Raw genomic sequence first — 18109 nt, forward strand, 5'->3', positions numbered from 1 at the left:
AAGCCGTTAAGAGAAAAGAGAGGTGAGAATCACTTGATCAAATATAAGTATGTACTTGGAATATTTTTCGCTTGTCTTTTACTTACTCTATGTCTTTATCCCTATTTACCAAATCGTATGGCAGTACATTGGAATGTAAATGGTGAGCCAAACGAGTTTATGAGTAAACAAGTTGTTGTAGCATTTATTCCCTGTTTTATTATTTTTTCATATGGATTTTTGTATATTATTTCACATAATATATTTAAGTTTAATGAAAGAGAGCATGGTATTATAGGCGGATTTATAAAGAAAATTACGTTATTTATGTTGTTTATTCATATGCTTATCCTCTTTATTAATTTTGGGGATTTGATATCCTTTCAAACAGGATTAACGATTGGGATTAGTATGTTTCTTTTTATGCTGAGTAAAGAATTTAAGAAAATAAAAGGCAAAGAAAAAGACCCAATTAAATTACAAAAAATTCGTTTAGTGAGTAGACGGATTTTTCAAGTGATGGCATGTGGCATATTGTTTTCATTGTTTTTGAACTTAGAGTGGGGATTTTATGTATTGCTTAGTGTAATAAGCTGTGGATCTATGTTGTTTATGTTATATATTTTCTATTCATACATAATAGAAAGCTATGAAACTTAAAAAAGAGTCTTCTCATTATGAGAAGACTCTTTTAATCTATTTACTTCGTAATAAATTGTTGTGTCCAGTAGTTGCCGCTTTCTACATAACCAACACCGATATGAGTGAAGCCGTTATTTAAGATGTTTGCACGGTGTCCAGCGCTGTTCATCCAAGCTTGTACTACTTCTTCAGGTGTACGTTGGCCTTGAGCGATGTTTTCACCTGCAGATGTATAAGAAATGCCAAATTTCTTCATCATGTCAAACGGAGACCCGTATGTAGGGCTGTTATGATCAAAGTAGTTGTTTTTTTGCATATCTTCAGACTTAATACGTGCTACTTTGCTTAATTCAGTATCGATTTTTAGTGCTGGTAAGCCTTGTTTTGCACGCTCAGCATTTGTTAATTCAACAACACGTTGTTCAAACTCGCTTAAAGATTTTGCTTCTTCAGCAGGCTTTTGCTCAGCAGGTTTTTGTTCAGTAGGTTTTTGAGTATTGTTGTTTTCAGCAGGTTTTTGAGCTTCTGGTTTTTGAACTTCTTCAGCAGGCTTTTGCTCAACTGGTTTTTGTTCAGCAGGCTTTTGAGTTTCTGGCTTAGCAGTTGGTTGCTCAGTTACAACATTTTCAGTAGGTTGTTGACCAGGAATGAAGCAGTTTGGTTGGAAGTTTCCTTGTTGCCATTGTGCTAATGATTCAACGCCCATAGATTGTAAGAATGCTTGTAATTCTTGTTGGCTCATTTGTTTCATCATCACTTTTGAATGCTGAATATTTTGAACCTTTAAGTTAGATGGTTGTACTGTTGCAGCTTGTGCATCTAGAGAAGATACTCCTAAAGTAAGAGCTGTTGCAGCAGCTACAGATAATAAAACACGCTTTTTCATGATGTGTGTCCCCCTATATAAAGTTTTAATTTGTTTTCACACGATTTGTTTTTGACAGCCTGTCTGACTGACAAATTCATCGTAGCATACAATTTGCGAGAAAAAAGATGGAAAAAAATTCATAGACTTTAAAATTACCTAATTTATCCTAAGAGAAGAAGGGAACAAAAATAAGAGAAATATAGAGTATAAAAGGAATTTATAGTGTTTTTATACTTGGTTTTAAGAGGGGATTTTTGGATAAAGTTACCTAAATAGAAAATGAAGAATCCTATTGTATCAATGGTTTGAGCGATTTTTTGAGGAATATAATGGATTGATTTTTACAAAACTGTAATGTTTCTGTTGTTCTTTTTTATAATAAAGTAACATATTTTTAATGTTGTAGCAGACAAAAAAGCGGCTATCTCTTTACATAGACGAAGGAGATAGCCGTTTTCCTATTATTACGTATGTTACGAGTTATTACGAGTTAGTTTCAATTGCTTCTAATAATAAATCCACAATGTGAATTCCTCTCATTTTATGAGAAAGCCCTTCTCGCTCAATGCCCAATTTCATTTGTAATAAACAACCTGGATTTGCAGTAACAATGGTTGCTGCGTCTGTTTCATGCACACGGTCCATTTTGTAATCTAGAAATGCCATTGATAACTCTGAATGAACAATATTGTAAATACCAGCAGAACCACAGCAACGGTCGGCATCTTTCATTTCACGGTATGTTGCACCTTGGATAGCCTCTAGTAACATACGAGGTTCAGAAGATGTGCGCATAACATTGCGTAAATGACAAGAGTCTTGATACGTAATAACTTGCGGCGTGAGTCGTAAGTCATTACGTTTATGGAAATCTAGTTCTACTAGAATAGCAGTAATATCTTTAATTTTAGAAATAAACTGCTTAGCACGTTCAGCCCAATCCGGATCATCCTTTAAAAGATAATCATAGTCTACGAGATAAGCTCCGCAACCACCTGCATTCGTAATAATATAGTCGATGTTTAAATCTTCGAATGCTTTTATATTTCGCTTTGCTAATTCTTTTGCTCCACTCTTTTCACCAGCATGTCCATGCAATGCACCGCAGCAACTTTGTGTTTTCGGAATAACGATATCACAACCAGCTAATTGAAGAAGTTTCATCGTTGCGTTATTTGTTTCTAAAAACATCGTATCCATTAAGCAGCCTGTGAAGAATGCAACTTGTTTTTTCTTTGTACTTTCTGCAGGTAAAAATGAAGGACGATCTTTCATCGCTTTCATTTTAGGGACTTTGGGTAAAACGAGATCCATCGTTGCAAGTGTTTCAGGGAATAACTTCATAATCCCTGTTTTATGTGTTAGTGTTTGTAAACCAGAACGTTGATAAAATCCGATTAGTCCAGTTAATGTTCTCATTCGATTTTGATGGGGGAATAATCCTTCAAAAACGACTTTTCGAACAGCTTTCACTGGCACTGAGAATTTTTTATTTTGATTAATAATATCACGAGCTTCTTCTAATAAATGTCCATAATTTACACCAGATGGACAAACAGGCTCACAAGCACGGCAACCAAGACAAACGTTTAATGTATTTTCAACATCTTCATCTGGTTCGATTAAACCATCAACGACTGCTTTCATTAATGCGATACGTCCGCGCGGTGAATGTGACTCTTTATATCCGGATTGAATGTAGGTAGGACAAGTAGGTAAACAAAAACCGCATCGCATACAGTTTAGTAATTCATCTTCACTTAATCGTTCTTTAAATTCTTTTTGAATATTTTCTTTATTTAATGTGGTCATCGCTCAACCACCACTCTTTTTCGAGTGTCTTTCGCGAACATTTTTCCAGGATTCATAATGTTATTTGGATCGAAAGCTAGCTTTATTCCTTGCATAGCTGCAATACCTTCTTTACCTAATTTCATTTCTAAATATGGAGCTTTCATTGCACCAACACCATGTTCACCAGTAATTGTGCCACCAAGTTCAATTGCTTTCGCAAATATTTCAGCAAAAGCTTGCTCAGCTCGGTGCATTTCTTCTGCATTACGAGCGTCTGTCATACAAGTTGGATGTAAATTACCATCACCAGCGTGTCCAAACGTACAAATAGGAATATTATATTTTTTTGCAATGGCATTAATAGCTTCAACCATAGGAGCGATTTGTGAACGTGGTACAGTTGCATCTTCTAATATTGTAGTAGGTTTTAGTCGTGCGAGCGCTGATAGAGCACTACGGCGAGCGGTACGAAGCGCATCTGCTTCTGTTTCATCTTTTGCAACGCGAACATCAACTGCGTTCATAGAGCGGCAAACATTAGCCATGTTTTCAATATCTCGATTGACTACTTCGGGCGGACCGTCTTGTTCGATTAATAAAATTGCTTTTACATCTGTAGGTAAACCGATTTGTGCAAACTCTTCTACTACTTCAATTGTCGGTTGGTCTAAAAACTCCAGTGTTGCTGGAATGATTTTATTTGCAATAATAGAAGAAACAGCACGTGCAGCTTCATTAATATCTTCATATAATGCAAGCATTGTTTTCTTTGTTTCAGGCATAGGAACAAGTTTTAATATAGCTTCTGTTACCACGCCAAGTGTTCCTTCAGAACCGATAAATAAACGAGTTAAATCGTAACCAGCTACATCTTTTGCTAATTTACCACCAGTGCGAATAATATCACCATTTGGTAAGACAAGTTCAAGCCCCATTACATAATCACGTGTTACGCCATATTTCAAACCGCGTAATCCACCTGAGTTTTCATTAATATTACCGCCGATTGTAGAAATTTTCATCGAGCTTGGATCTGGTGGATAAAATAAACCTTTTTCTTCTACCGCTTTAATAATATCAAGTGTAATGACACCAGCTTGTACAGTAATTGTTAAGTTTTCTTCATCAATTTCTAAAATATTGTTCATATGGCGGAAAATAAGGACGATACCGCCTTCAAGTGGACATGTTCCTGCGCAAAGATTTGTTCCAGACCCGCGCACATACACAGGAATTTTGTGAGTGTTACATACTTTTAACACTTCAGCTACTTCATTTGTATTACGAGGAGCAATGACTGCATCAGGCATTGCTTGGAAGTTTGGAGTAGCATCATAACTATAAGTTAAACGCCCCATATTGGATGTATCTACATTATCTTCGCCAACAATAGATACGAATGAATGAATAATTTGTTTTTCTAACATTGGAATCCCCCTCAAACTGTTAACGTGTTTAGTTATAATAAACAACGTGGTAACAGTGCTTTCATTATAATGATAAAAAAGTTGAGGGATTCTTTCTATGTATAATCATCTAAAGATTAATCTATTTTATCGTTCTTTTTTATATGATTATCTAATAGGAGAAGTGCGAAGTATAAAACGTTTAAGTCTTTGAATTGTTTTGGATCAAGTCCTGTATGTTCTTCAATCTTTTTTAGCCTGTAATGTAATGTAATGTGTTAATGTGTATATGTAATTGTTTAGCCGTCTGTTTATAAGATTGGTTATAATCGATAAATAAGCGTAAAGTGTGCATAAGCTCAGGAAATGATAATAAGTTTTCGATGGTACGCTCTAGAAATTGTTCACGCGTTTCGGCAGAAATATCTTGTAAACACATTTCTAAACGTAAATCTTCATTAAATACAATTTTTTTCGTTTCCAATGATACAGAAAGAGCGCGTAATGCTTGTTCGTAACATATGCTCATATTGTTTGAGGTAACTGTTTGTCCAATCCCTATATATAAAGGAATAGAAAATAAAGTTTCGCAGTCTTGTTTTAATCGTTTTAAAAATTGATAAGTTTGCTCTTTGGAGCTCATTGCTGTAAATAAAATAAAACGATCATTTCCCCAGCGAACAAATAGATGCTCTTTTGTTAAAATATTACGTATGTGTTGCCATATTTTACGCTGGAGCATCGTGTCATTTTTGCCAATAGAAAACAAAATAAGTTGTTTTTTCTTATATAAATCAATGCCAAGTGTTTTTGCGCGATCAAGAAAACTCGGGGACCACTCTGTATTTTGAAGCCAATCAAAGACAAAAGCTTCATAAGAACGGTGCTCAAGTTCTAGTTGCTCTAAAAAGTAGTTTTCATGAATTAATAATTCGGTCATCTTACGCAATATTTCTCCGTAGCGTGAAATGTTTTCAGGTTCTCCTGTAATCCCAATGACACCAATTACTTCATCATGAAATAATAAAGGAAGATTCATCCCAGCCTTTACACCTTGCAATCGCCTTTCATCTTCTTTTGTAATGATGACGGTTTTCTTTTGTTTGGCGCAGCGGAGTGCACCTTCATGAAATTGTCCAATTCTTTCTATATCTGTACTTGCGATAATAACGCCTTCTATATTAATGATAATTATATTTTCTGTAATTAGTCTGCGTACTTCTCGTACAATTTTATTCGCTAAATCAGGAAATAGCATAATTGACACACCTCAAATTCTATTTGTTGTACATTATATATGTAAATTGAGTAAGAAAGGGAAATTTCACACTTTCCACACATTTATTTGTTATTTTACAATTATAACGAAATCATCTGAAGATGGAGGGAATCTTTTGAGAAAGTATGTTTTTCTTCTCTGTTTTTTATTTCTATTAGTAGGGTGTCAAGGAAGTTCATATACACCAATTGCTAAAGATAAAAATGTTATTATAACTACGAATATAAAAGAAGGCAGTATTAGTTTTATTGATAAAAAGGATAAAAAGTTAATTACGACATGGGAACTAAATGAGCCAATGGCCGGAATCACACTGCTTCCAAATGGCGATGAAATACTTGTATACGGTAAGCAATTAGAATATATGTATGTATATTCACTAGCGGAAGGAAGGCAAGTGGAAAAATATAAAACTGGAAAGGGCATTGTAAATGTGGTCGTATCAGCAGATAAAAAACAATTATTTGCTGCTGATCAAAATGTTCAAAAGGTAAGATTCTTTACGATAAATGGGAAAGAGACAGGAAATGTTTCAACAGGAAAAGGGCCTATAACGATGGTAGGGTATCAGAATCGGTTATCTGTACTAAACTTTTATGATACGAAACTAACGACAATTGATACGAAGAAAAAAGAAGTTGTTCAATCCTTTATGATTCCGCCAGCATCAACAGGAGCGACGATTAGTCCTGATGGGAAAGAAATATGGATTGGCGGACATGGTGATGGAAATCAAGTAAATGAGAAAGTGTTAGTGTATTCTTTACAGAGTGGAGAAATGGTGCGTTCTTTACACGCTCCATTTATGCCTGTGAATATAACGAAGGATAGTAAGTACGTATATGCACTCAGTCATGGGTCGAATACACTTAGAAAGTTTGATGTTAGCACATATAAAGAAATAGCTTCTGTAGAAGTAGGGTCGAATCCATTTGCATTTTTGGAGAGCGGAGCAGAAGGGTATGTAGCCAGTTATGATAGTGATGAAGTGTGCGTTATGGATATGAAGAATTTGAAAATAAAACAAACAATTAAAGTCGGAAAAGGACCGTTTCAACTCATAGAGAGGGAAGGGAAGGACAATGAATAAATATAGAGTGCTAGTTGTAGATGATGAAAGTGATATGAGGCAGCTTGTTGGAATGTATTTGGATAACTTTGGATATGAGTGGGGAGAAGCTGAAAATGGAAAAGAGGCTCTTAAAAAGCTAGAAACGGATCATTATGATTTCGTTGTATTAGATATAATGATGCCAGAAATGGATGGACTTTCAGTTTGTAAAGAAATTAGAAAAACGTCAGATGTACCGATTATATTTTTAACCGCAAAAGGTGAAGAGTGGAATAGGGTGAACGGCTTACGTATGGGAGCAGATGACTATATTGTAAAACCGTTTAGTCCTGGTGAATTGGTTGCCCGTATGGAAGCTGTGCTAAGAAGATATACAAAGCAAGAACAGCAAGAAGAGATTCAATTTGGACCAATTCTTATCAATGAAAAAAGTAGACGAATCGAGGCGGATGGTGAATTGATTTCTCTTACTGTAAAAGAGTTTGATTTACTATATTTTCTTTGCCAGCATACAGGACAAGTGTTTAGCCGGGAGCAATTACTTGAAAAGGTATGGGGATATGATTATGCCGGAAGTACAAGAACAGTAGATACGCATGTGAAAACGATGCGCTTGAAGCTTGGAGAAAGTGGAAACTACATTCAAACTGTTTGGGGTGTAGGCTATAAATTCGAGGTGTAACGTATGTTTACGATGGTACAAAAACTTTGGCTTACAGTAGTATGTGCAGTATGTGTAACAGTGTCCTTTCTTTATTTCGTATCTTTATACTCGTATGAAAAATTATACGTTGATAATTTAAAAGCTTCGTTAGTAATGGAAGGAAAAAGTCTTGCTGCTCAATATGATAGGCGTGAAGGAATATCAACTTTTGAAGAGAAAGTAAGATCGTTTGATCAAATATCTAGTTCAGACGTTATTTTTGTGTCTAATCCGCGTGACTTAAGCGCATGTTTGCCTTTTGATGTGCATCACCATTCTCTTATAAGTGAAGGAGATAGGCAAACGCTATTAGATGGGAAAACTGTGACAAAAATAGGATATGAAGAACATTTTGACCGTAATATTATGGGGGTTGTCATTCCTGTATTGGAAAATAAAAAATTAGTCGGAATTGTCTATTCGTATATTCCTTTAAAAAGTATAAAAGATTTAATCTATGATATGGGTCTTATTTTAGCACCGTTAGCAATTGCTATGATTTTAATTACGATATGGGTTGGAAGAAAAATTATAATTGCAATTACGAAGCCACTTTCGCAAATGGAGCGGGTTGCAAATCATTTGGCTACGGGAGATTTCTCGGAGCGGATTACAGTTTCTTCAGAGGATGAAATTGGACGATTAGGAAAAGCTTTTAATAAAATGGCAAATTCATTAGAAACAGAAGATGTAAAGCGTAAGGAATTTTTAGCAAATGTTTCGCATGAACTTAGAACACCACTTAGTTATATAAAAGGGTATAGCGAGGCTATTTTAGATGGTGTTGCAAAGGGACCGCAGCAGGAAAAAGTAACGCAGCTAATTCATAAAGAAGCAGGTCGTATGCAGCGTCTCGTTCATGACTTGTTAGACTTAGCACAATTAGAAGGCGAGCACTTTCCGTTAAAGAAACAACCTATCGTTTTTTCACAGCTGATTGAAGACGTATTAGATACGTATGAGATTAAGTTTATAGAAAAGGAAATTCATATTTCAACCAATTTAAATCCAGAGGTCATTGTCATGATTGATGAGGATCGTATGCAACAAGTGCTTCATAATGTGTTAGATAATGCGATACGGTATACAAATCAAAAAGGAAATATCGTTATAACTTTAAAGCAAATCTATGATTACTGTGAATTAAAAATACAAGATACAGGAATTGGCATTGATATAGAACATTTGGAAAACCTTGGGGAACGCTTTTACCGAGTTGATAAAGCGAGAAGTCGTCAACACGGTGGAACAGGTTTAGGCCTTGCTATTGTGAAACAAATTGTTCATATACATGGTGGACAGTGGCAAATTGAAAGTGAAAAAGATAAGGGAACAACGGTTAGTATTAAACTGAATGTACAGGATGAGGGGGGCATGTTCTAATTTTTAGGACATGTTCTTTATATTGAAGGAAATATTTATACATAAAAATATAAATTAATATGTAATAAATATCGAAAATTTGACTATTTTATGAACAAAACATTTGTACTTCTTATCAATTCGGTCTAAAATAGTTATGATGCAAAGTTTTTATAAATCGTTTCAATTGTTGTTTGGAAGATACTGAGGTGATTTAACTGGAGTACAAATCTATTAAACCGAAAAAAATTTACGAAGAAGTATCTGAAGCTATTTTAACAATGATTAAAAATGGTACGTTAAAACCTGGTGACAAACTACTCCCTGTGCATCAATTAGCTGAGCAGTTTCAAGTTGGCAGATCTGCTGTTCGTGAAGCGCTAAGTGCGCTAAGAGCGATGGGCTTAATTGAGATGAAACAAGGAGAAGGTACATATGTGAAGAACTTCGATTCTTCTTCATTAACGAAATCATTAAACAATAGATTATTAATGAAGAAAGAAGATATTTTGAATTTATTAGAAGTACGAAAGGTGCTTGAAGTGGGGGCAGTTCGAGTAGCGGCGGCAAAACGTACGGAAGATAATTTACAAAATATGAAACATTGGCTAGATGAAATGGCAAAGAGCATTGGAGATGAAAAGGCTGGCGAAAAAGCCGATTTTCAATTTCATATGGGAATTGCAGAGTCTTCGCATAATAACATTTTGCTTGAACTCATGAATCATGTTTCAGAGATGATTGCTGAAACAATTGGTGAATCAAGACGCATTATTTTATATGGTGAACAAACGACATCAGAACGACTTATAGAAGAGCATCAAGTTATATATGATGCGGTGTTAAAACAAGATGTAGAATTAGCGCAGCAAGCAATGCTAGATCATTTAACAAATGTAGAACATATTGTCACAGGTAAAAACGATATAAATTCGTAATTTAATCTTTTAAAAATTTAATTTTCTGATAAAATAGAGAAAGATTAAGTAAGCGTTTTCTTTAGAAGAGGGAGAGGATAGGCCATGGTTGAGCCTATTTCTTCTCTACTAAGTCATCTGATGACCATATGTTTGTTGGTGAAGTTGTAAAAAGGGGGAGTAATAGTTATGAAAGTTACTTTATTTGTTACTTGTTTAGTCGATATGTTTGAAACAAATGTCGGCAAAGCAACAGTTGAAGTGTTGGAGCGTTTAGGTTGTGAAATTGAATTTCCAGAAGCACAAGTTTGTTGTGGGCAGCCTGCTTATAATAGCGGCCATGTAGAAGCAGCAAAAGAAGCGATGAAACATATGATTGAAACTTTCGAAGATGCAGAATATATTGTTACGCCATCTGGTTCTTGTGCGACAATGTTTCATGAGTATCCGCATGTTTTCAAAGATGATCCAAAGTGGGCTAAACGTGCACAAAAAGTTGCTGATAAAACTTATGAATTTACACAGTTTATTGTAGATGTTTTAAAAGTTACAGATGTTGGTGCAAGTTTACCAGGGATAGCTACTATTCATAAATCATGTCATATGACGCGTATGCTTGGAGTAAAAGAAGCACCAGGAATTTTATTATCAAATGTAAAAGGATTAACTGTGAGAGATTTGCCAAACGTGCAAAATTGTTGCGGGTTTGGGGGAACGTTTTCAGTTAAGATGACTCCAATTTCTGAGCAAATGGTAGACGAAAAAGTAGATAGTGTCATGGAAACAGGTGCAGATTATTTAATCGGTGCAGATTGTGGGTGTTTGTTAAACATTGGCGGACGTATTGAGCGTTTAGGAAAAGAAGTAAAAGTAATGCATATTGCTGAGGTACTGAATAGTCGCTCATGAAGGGGGAACATAAGCTATGTCTATGAAAATCAGTGAGAAAAAATTTAATGATCGCGTTGGTGATGGAATTCAAGATTCGTTTATGCGCGGAGCAGTATCTTCTGCACAAACGCGTTTATATACGAATCGCTTAAAAGCTGCAGATGAATTAGGAAACTGGGAAGAGTGGCGTGAATTAGGTGAACAAATTCGTCAACATACGTTAGAAAATCTGGATTATTACTTAATGCAGTTAAGTGAAAATGTATCAAAAAGAGGCGGACACGTGTACTTTGCGAAGACGAAAGAGGAAGCTGCAAAGTATATTCAAGATGTTGCCAAAAAGAAACAAGCGAAAAAAGTAGTAAAATCAAAGTCGATGGTAACAGAAGAAATCAGTATGAACCATGCGCTTGAAGAGATTGGCTGTGAAGTGTTAGAGAGTGACTTAGGAGAGTATATCTTGCAAGTAGATAACGATCCACCTTCACATATTATTGCACCTGCACTTCATAAAAATAGAACGCAAATTCGCGATGTATTTAAAGAAAAGTTAGGCTATGAAAATTCTGATGACCCGTATGAAATGACAAAGTTTGTTCGTAAACAACTTCGTGAGAAATTTATGGATGCAGAAATTGGTGTAACTGGTTGTAACTTTGCTGTTGCAAATACTGGCTCTCTTTGTTTAGTAACGAATGAAGGTAATGCCGATCTTGTCATGTCGATTCCGAAAACACAAATTGCAGTAATGGGTATGGAACGTATGGTTCCTACAATGGAAGAATTAGATGTTTTAGTTGGTTTACTATGTCGTAGTGCAGTAGGTCAAAAGTTAACAAGTTATGTAACGGTAGCGGGACCAATTCAAGAAGAGGAAGTAGATGGCCCAGAAGAATTCCACTTAGTTGTGGTCGATAATGGTCGTTCTCAAATTCTTGGATCTGAATTCCGCCAAGTATTGCAATGTATTCGTTGTGCTGCTTGTGTTAACGTATGCCCTGTATATCGTCATGTTGGTGGACATTCATATGGTTCTATATACTCAGGACCAATTGGTGCGGTATTAACACCACTTTTAGGTGGATATGATGATTACAAAGAGCTTCCTTATGCCTCTAGTTTATGCGGAGCATGTACAGAAGCTTGTCCAGTAAAAATTCCATTGCATGATTTATTATTAAAACATCGTCAAGTTATCGTTGAGCAAGAAGGACGTGCTCCACTTGCAGAAAAATTAGCAATGAAAATGTTTAGTATGGGTGCATCTTCAGCAGCTTTATATAAAATGGGATCAAAAATGGCGCCAGCAGCAATGAGTCCATTTACATCTGGTAACCGTGTATCAAAAGGTGTTGGGCCACTTAAAAACTGGACAGATATTCGTGAATTCCCAGCTCCAAGTAAAGAACGATTCCGTGATTGGTATAAAGATCATAAGAAAGGTGGGGACAAATAATGACAGGATTAATTCAAAACCGTGATGCCTTTCTAGATAACATTGCAAAAGAACTTGGGCGCGCTCGTAAAACAGAAGGTGTAGAGCGTCCAGTATGGAAAAGTAATGTGAATATAGAAACGTTAAAAGATTATTCACAAGAAGAATTACTAGAAGTGTTTAAAAAGCAATGTACAAACATTCATACAACTGTAGTAGAAACGACAAATGACAGTTTAGGTGAAGACCTTCAAAAAGTAATTATGGAAAACGGCGGGGGACCTATTTTATTATCAGCAGATGAGCGTTTTGATGCATATGGTTTAACATCTTTATTTCAAGAAGAACTTCCAAAGCGAGACGTTGAAGTGAACGTATGGGATCCAGAGAGAAAAGACGAAAATATGCGTTTAGCTGAAAAAGCGAATATTGGTATTGCATTTAGTGATTATACATTAGCTGAATCTGGTACAATTGTTGTACAAAGTCATAAAGGGCAAGGACGTTCTTTACACTTTTTACCGACTGTATATTTTGCTATTATTCCACGTGAAACACTTGTGCCTCGTATTACACAAGCAGTTCAGGATATGAATTCACGCGTAGAAAATGGGGAGACAGCGGCATCTTGTATTAACTTTATTACAGGACCAAGTAACTCGGCTGACATTGAGATGAATCTTGTTGTCGGAGTACATGGACCATTAAAAGCAGTATATTTCATCGTATAAAAGAGGGGAAAGCAGGCCAGAAAATGGCCTGCTTTTTTAGTAGAATAAAGGATAATATGAAGTAGAAGTTCTCTCCTTTTTTTGCTATGTTTTTTGGGAAAGGAGAGGAAGGGATGTTCACTTATTTATATGCACTGTTAGCAGGGATGGTGTTTGGTTCTTTTTTTATGCTAGTTGCGATGAGGGTTCCATTAGGTGTTTCTATTATTACCCCGCGTTCACATTGTGATTATTGCAAATATGTGCTAAGGACAAAAGAACTAATCCCCATCATTTCATTTTATATACAAAGAGGCTATTGTACGAATTGTAAGAGGAAAATTCCAATTATGTATGTAACATTTGAATATATAACAGGAGGTATATTTCTTCTTACAGTTTATATGATTGGAATAGAACGAGAGCTTATTATCATTTTATCCCTTTTTTCGCTACTTCTTATTATTTCAGTTACAGATTACTTATATATGTTAATTCCTGATTGTATTTTAATTTCGTTTGCCGTTTTACTCATTCTCGAAAGTGTTTTTGTACAATTAGTTACTTGGACAGATAGTATAGCTGGTAGTGGTGTTATATTTATTTTGTTATATTGCATGCAAAAGATATATCCAGAAGGGCTTGGCGGAGGAGATATAAAACTGCTTTCGTTACTTGGTTTTATAGTAGGAGTGAAGGGAGTTTTTATCGTTTTATTTTTAGCATCTTGTTTTAGTCTTTGTTTTTTGGGGATTGGTATCGGATTAAAACGTATAGAAGTACGAAAGCCAATTCCATTTGGTCCTTTTATTAGTCTTGGGGCAATGTGTTATGTATTAGCCGCTTATTCAAATTAGAGAGTGAATCGAAAATGAACGTATATATGGATGATCAAAGAAGTTGCCCGTTCGGGTATGTGTCCGCAACTACAGTAGAATGTGCCTTGCAAATGGTTCGGGATTATGATGTGAATATTCTTTCCCTTGATTATAATATGGGCTGGGGAGCAAAAAATGGACTAGATTTTGTAGAAGCTTTTTGTACAGAGGGATTATATGTAAATGAAATTCACCTTCATACGAATGATGTCATCGGTATGCATAAGATGAAACAGAGAATGGATAAGGGAAAGGAAGAAGGAGAAATTAATCCTCACCTTTTAGTTAAATACGTGGGAAGCTAAAAACTCCAAAGTAAAACTTTGGAGTTTTTAATGTTTCATATGTGCTTGTAAAGGAATAATCTCTTCTTGTTGAGCTGTTGCGATTTCAGTTTTTTCCTGTTGAACGTCAGGTGTTTTCTTTGTTAAGTAGTGGTATACCATACCGACAAATACTGATCCACCAATAATGTTACCGATTGTAACAGGAATTAAGTTATGAATAGCACCTGAAAAAGAAATTGTCTCAGGATGCGGTGAAACTAAAGATAAAGCAAAGAGTGATAAGTTTGCAATACTATGTTCGTAGCCAGATAAGAAGAATGTGAAAACAAGTAGCATCATGACCATTATTTTTGCTGTGTCACCTTTAACCTGAGAAGGTAAGAAACAAGCAAGACATACGAGCCAGTTACATAAAATAGCTTTAAAGAATAACTGCATCGTAGGTGTGTTCATCTTTCCTTCAACGACTTTACTCATTAAGTGACCGTGATCAATTGCTTCGAAAATTCCAGTTGCGTAAAATAGTAAGGCAAAGAATAACGCGCCGGCTAAGTTACCTGCATAACAAGCAACCCAGTTACGAAGTGTATCAGAAATCGTTGTTTCTTTTCTTAAAGTTGCTACAGTAAAGTACATTGTGTTTCCAGTAAACAATTCAGCACCGCCATATATAATAAGTACGAGAGCAATCCCGAAAAACATAGAAGCAGCTAAATACGTTGCTGGTGAATCTGCAGTGTGAAAAAAGTTACCTAATTTAAAACATAGTACAATAATAAAACCGATATAAATACCCGCAAGTGCAGCACGAATGAAATATTGCATTGGGTTTGTATCTAGTATTTTCTTTTTGTTTTTAGCCAGTTTGACAACATAATCTAGTCCTTGTTCTAGCATGAGTAATACGCTCCTTTAGTAAATCTTCTATAAATACTCCTTATATGAATAAAGTACATGGAATTGTTCTCACTTTCAATAAGTTTGTGCAATGTTTCACAAAAAGGACATACATACATTGAGAAAACGTTTACAAAAGGTAGTATAATGGAATTTTTTCTGGACATTGAGAGGAAGAACGGAAAAAGAAAAAGCGCTGTAATTACAGCGCTTTTTCGTCTAAATTCTTTTCTACTTTTACTTCTACTTCTTTTGAGAAGAACCAACCACCAACTGCGATTCCGACTAATACAATCCAGAATGTAAGCTTCCACGGAGTGGATTCTGGGAATGAATGTGGTATTACATTTAATGCAGGGTGTGCTAATGTATAAACTGCTAGCTTCACACCAACCCAACCTACAATTAAGAATGCTGCAGTTTCAAGTCCTGGTTTACGTTTTAAAATCTGTACGAAAGCAGTTGCTGCAAATCGCATAATGATTAATCCGATAAGTCCACCTACAAAGATAACAACGAATTGCCCAGTATCAAGACTACCAATTGTACCTAATCCTGTTTTTGGTAAAGTCATTGCTAGTGCAACAGCAGCTAAAATTGAATCAACTGCGAAGGCGATATCAGCAACCTCAACTTTAAATACAGTCCACCAAAAGTTCTCTTGTTTTTTCTTTGCTTCTTTTTCTTCTGTTTCTTCATCTGTATTCTTTTTAACATATGTTTTAAATAAGTGATTACCAGCGATAAACATAAGGTAGATGGCACCGATTGCTTGCACTTGCCATACATCGACTAAGAACGAAATCATAAATAACGATCCAAATCGGAAAACAAATGCCCCCGCTAATCCATAAAATAGTGCTTTCTTTCGTTTTTCTTCTGGTAAATGTTTTACCATAATTGCAAGAACAAGAGCGTTATCAGCCGCTAAAATCCCTTCAAGTGCAATTAGGATGAGTAATACCCAACCATACTCCAATAATAATGATACATCCATGTACATTCTCCTCTCATTTCTATAAGTTCTAAATAAGTGAAGAATTTCCCCACTATTTAGTTTCCCCATACTCCTGCCTATTAACTTTGGAAGAATCTGGAAATGAATACAAAAAAGACCTCTGCCGTTAATAGGCAAAGGTCTTGCTAGACATATGTAATAAAAAATGCCAACAAAGCCGGAAGAACTAAGTTCTACGTAATGACGACTTTGTTTCCAAGAAATATTCTTGGACGCTACTCCCCTTTGGAGATATGTTATTGTATTCTCATTATATGGATAATTTATACGGTTGTCAACCTGTTAAAATATCTTCATTCGGATATTTTATTTTCGGGTTCTTTTTACGAGCAAATGAAAAAGCCAATGTTAAAGGACCCATTTTCCCAAAAAACATCATAAAGATAATAATAGCTTTTCCGATTATAGTTAAGTGGGGTGTTAAATTCATACTGAGGCCAACAGTCCCAAATGCTGAAAATACTTCGAAAGCACTCATCAATAGAGGAACTCGCTCAGTAATACTTAAAATTAAAATAGCAAAAAAGATAAATGAAATGGAAATAATAGTAATGGTTAATGATTTGACAATGAGAGTATCTTTAATGGATTTTTTAAATACGACAATATCCTCTTGTTGTTGTAAAAATTTAAATACGCCAAAAAATATGATTAAAAATGTTGTTAACTTAATCCCACCACCAGTTGAAGCGCTACCAGCACCAATAAACATAAGGAGCATCATTAATAGGAGGGAAGGTTTTGATAATGTAGAAATATCAACTGTATTAAACCCGGCAGTTCGCGTTGAAATTGCTTGAAAATAAGAGGCCAATCCTTCTTCAAATGGGGTAAAACCTCTCATAGAAAGGGAGTTATGGAACTCGAATATAAAAATAAAAAGGGTAGCAATAATGTTGACGATTAGAGTAGAAGAGAGCATAAGTTTTGAATGTAGTGTAAGGTTTTTAAAGTTTTTCTTTCTTTTTATGTCTACGATTACTGTAAAACCAATTCCACCTAAAATGATGAGAGAGGAAATGACGAGATTGACAAGAATACTATGAGAATGGGACATTAAATTATCGCTCCACACAGAAAAGCCAGCATTGTTAAAGGCTGAGATTGAATGGAAAAAACTATAATAGATCCCTTTCGTAACCCCGTATTTGGGTACCCATTCAAAAGAAAGAATTATAGTAGCGATACATTCGACTGTAAAAGAGAATAAAAATAATGCTTTGGCAAGACGGATGACGCCGCCGATATTCGTTTGATTTAATGCTTGTTGCAGTAAAATCCGATTTTGAAGACCGATTTTTCTTCCGAGCATAATCGCAATTAAGACAGCAAAGCTCATAATGCCCAGTCCGCCTACTTGTATAAGTGTTAAAATGACACATTGGCCAAATAAGGTAAATACCTTCCCAGTGTCTACCACACCAAGCCCTGTAACCGTACAAGCAGAAACGGTTGTAAATAAAGCATCTAGCCATGAGATAGACGTTGTTGTAGCAATTGGCAACTTTAATAAGCATGTACCGATAAGTGATAACATAATAAAAGCCAATGTAAGAACACGGGGAGGACTCATGCGAATATTAATCCGTTTCATGTTACATATCGTTCCTTTCAGTTTGCTTTTACTAGTATGTGAAAAAGTACGATTATGTATGTTAAAAATAGAAAGAGGCAGAGAATATCTGCCTCTAAGCCATATGTTATATTATTATCCACGTAGTTGTTGTTGAGCTAAAGCAACAAGACGTTTTGTTACTTCACCGCCAACTGAACCGTTAGAACGAGATGCTGTATTAGATCCTAAGCTTACACCAAATTCTTGTGCAATTTCATATTTAAATTGTTCAAGCGCTTGTTCTGCACCTGGAACTAATAATTTGTTTGTTTTTACCATGTTGATACACATCCTTATGAGTAGTCCAGTTCAGCTAAGTTCTTATCTAAACTGGTAACGTTATTTTATGTGGAAAC

Annotated in this window: 17 protein-coding genes, 1 pseudogene and 1 riboswitch; of the genes and pseudogenes, 10 read left to right on the top strand and 8 right to left on the bottom strand. The window is 35.4% G+C overall.

Going from position 1 to position 18109, the window contains the following annotated elements:
* The first annotated feature begins 33 nt into the window (after positions 1 to 33).
* Positions 34 to 639, top strand: coding sequence for a DUF1648 domain-containing protein (locus tag F3I02_RS14875; RefSeq protein WP_000598994.1), 606 nt, complete (start codon positions 34 to 36; stop codon positions 637 to 639).
* Positions 640 to 679: 40 nt separating this feature from the next.
* On the opposite strand, the gene F3I02_RS14880 is transcribed toward F3I02_RS14875, so the two are convergent.
* The 4 genes and pseudogenes from F3I02_RS14880 to F3I02_RS14895 all read right to left on the bottom strand — a co-directional run bounded on the left by F3I02_RS14880 (position 680) and on the right by F3I02_RS14895 (position 5947).
* Positions 680 to 1507 (bottom strand): CAP domain-containing protein, encoded by an 828-nt coding sequence (locus tag F3I02_RS14880; protein ID WP_074593918.1) that lies wholly within the window; start codon positions 1505 to 1507, stop codon positions 680 to 682.
* Positions 1508 to 1972: 465 nt separating this feature from the next.
* A complete protein-coding gene (locus F3I02_RS14885; protein ID WP_046945120.1) occupies positions 1973 to 3301 on the bottom strand; it encodes a (Fe-S)-binding protein in 1329 nt (442 codons plus the stop codon).
* Positions 3298 to 4710: a glycolate oxidase subunit GlcD gene (glcD, locus tag F3I02_RS14890; RefSeq protein WP_196478105.1), complete on the bottom strand. Its 1413-nt coding sequence runs from the start codon at positions 4708 to 4710 to the stop codon at positions 3298 to 3300. Before glcD ends, F3I02_RS14885 begins: the two co-directional genes overlap by 4 nt.
* Before the next feature lie 116 nt (positions 4711 to 4826).
* Positions 4827 to 5947 (bottom strand): annotated as a pseudogene (locus F3I02_RS14895) (CdaR family transcriptional regulator).
* A gap of 136 nt (positions 5948 to 6083) precedes the next feature.
* Between F3I02_RS14895 and F3I02_RS14900 the strand changes: the two are divergent.
* The 9 genes from F3I02_RS14900 (at position 6084) to F3I02_RS14940 (ending at position 14241) form a co-directional block, all read left to right on the top strand.
* On the top strand, positions 6084 to 7058 hold the full coding sequence (locus F3I02_RS14900; RefSeq protein WP_196478106.1) for a YncE family protein: 975 nt from the start codon (positions 6084 to 6086) through the stop codon (positions 7056 to 7058).
* On the top strand, positions 7051 to 7722 hold the full coding sequence (locus F3I02_RS14905) for a response regulator transcription factor (RefSeq protein ID WP_001046395.1): 672 nt from the start codon (positions 7051 to 7053) through the stop codon (positions 7720 to 7722). Before F3I02_RS14900 ends, F3I02_RS14905 begins: the two co-directional genes overlap by 8 nt.
* Before the next feature lie 3 nt (positions 7723 to 7725).
* A complete protein-coding gene (locus F3I02_RS14910) occupies positions 7726 to 9126 on the top strand; it encodes a sensor histidine kinase (RefSeq protein WP_000494798.1) in 1401 nt (466 codons plus the stop codon).
* Between the two features lie 227 nt (positions 9127 to 9353).
* Positions 9354 to 10043: a FadR/GntR family transcriptional regulator gene (locus F3I02_RS14915; protein ID WP_254904515.1), complete on the top strand. Its 690-nt coding sequence runs from the start codon at positions 9354 to 9356 to the stop codon at positions 10041 to 10043.
* Positions 10044 to 10211: 168 nt separating this feature from the next.
* Positions 10212 to 10931, top strand: a complete 720-nt coding sequence (locus F3I02_RS14920; RefSeq protein WP_000869148.1) for a (Fe-S)-binding protein — start codon at positions 10212 to 10214, stop codon at positions 10929 to 10931.
* Positions 10932 to 10947: 16 nt separating this feature from the next.
* On the top strand, positions 10948 to 12369 hold the full coding sequence (locus F3I02_RS14925) for a LutB/LldF family L-lactate oxidation iron-sulfur protein (RefSeq protein WP_000061927.1): 1422 nt from the start codon (positions 10948 to 10950) through the stop codon (positions 12367 to 12369).
* On the top strand, positions 12369 to 13079 hold the full coding sequence (locus tag F3I02_RS14930) for a LutC/YkgG family protein (protein WP_000147193.1): 711 nt from the start codon (positions 12369 to 12371) through the stop codon (positions 13077 to 13079). Before F3I02_RS14925 ends, F3I02_RS14930 begins: the two co-directional genes overlap by 1 nt.
* Before the next feature lie 113 nt (positions 13080 to 13192).
* Entirely contained in the window at positions 13193 to 13915 is a 723-nt protein-coding gene (locus tag F3I02_RS14935; protein ID WP_000495722.1) for a prepilin peptidase, read from the top strand.
* Positions 13916 to 13929: 14 nt separating this feature from the next.
* Positions 13930 to 14241, top strand: a complete 312-nt coding sequence (locus F3I02_RS14940; RefSeq protein ID WP_001103769.1) for a cyclic-phosphate processing receiver domain-containing protein — start codon at positions 13930 to 13932, stop codon at positions 14239 to 14241.
* Between the two features lie 27 nt (positions 14242 to 14268).
* Here F3I02_RS14940 and F3I02_RS14945 read toward each other — a convergent pair whose 3' ends face one another.
* The 4 genes from F3I02_RS14945 to F3I02_RS14960 form a co-directional block, all read right to left on the bottom strand.
* Positions 14269 to 15120 (bottom strand): formate/nitrite transporter family protein, encoded by an 852-nt coding sequence (locus F3I02_RS14945; protein ID WP_196478107.1) that lies wholly within the window; start codon positions 15118 to 15120, stop codon positions 14269 to 14271.
* A 202-nt stretch (positions 15121 to 15322) separates the two neighbouring features.
* A complete protein-coding gene (locus F3I02_RS14950; protein WP_000383326.1) occupies positions 15323 to 16117 on the bottom strand; it encodes a TerC family protein in 795 nt (264 codons plus the stop codon).
* Positions 16118 to 16199: 82 nt separating this feature from the next.
* Positions 16200 to 16374: riboswitch (yybP-ykoY riboswitch) on the bottom strand.
* Positions 16375 to 16412: 38 nt separating this feature from the next.
* On the bottom strand, positions 16413 to 17732 hold the full coding sequence (locus F3I02_RS14955; RefSeq protein WP_000822325.1) for a TrkH family potassium uptake protein: 1320 nt from the start codon (positions 17730 to 17732) through the stop codon (positions 16413 to 16415).
* Between the two features lie 114 nt (positions 17733 to 17846).
* The gene (locus tag F3I02_RS14960; protein ID WP_000241212.1) at positions 17847 to 18032 is read right to left on the bottom strand and encodes an alpha/beta-type small acid-soluble spore protein; all 186 of its coding nucleotides are present in this window, start codon (positions 18030 to 18032) and stop codon (positions 17847 to 17849) included.
* Between the last annotated feature and the right edge of the window lie 77 nt (positions 18033 to 18109).

The sequence above is a fragment of the Bacillus sp. SRB3LM genome (assembly GCF_015712745.1).
Lineage (GTDB): Bacteria > Bacillota > Bacilli > Bacillales > Bacillaceae_G > Bacillus_A > Bacillus_A thuringiensis_K.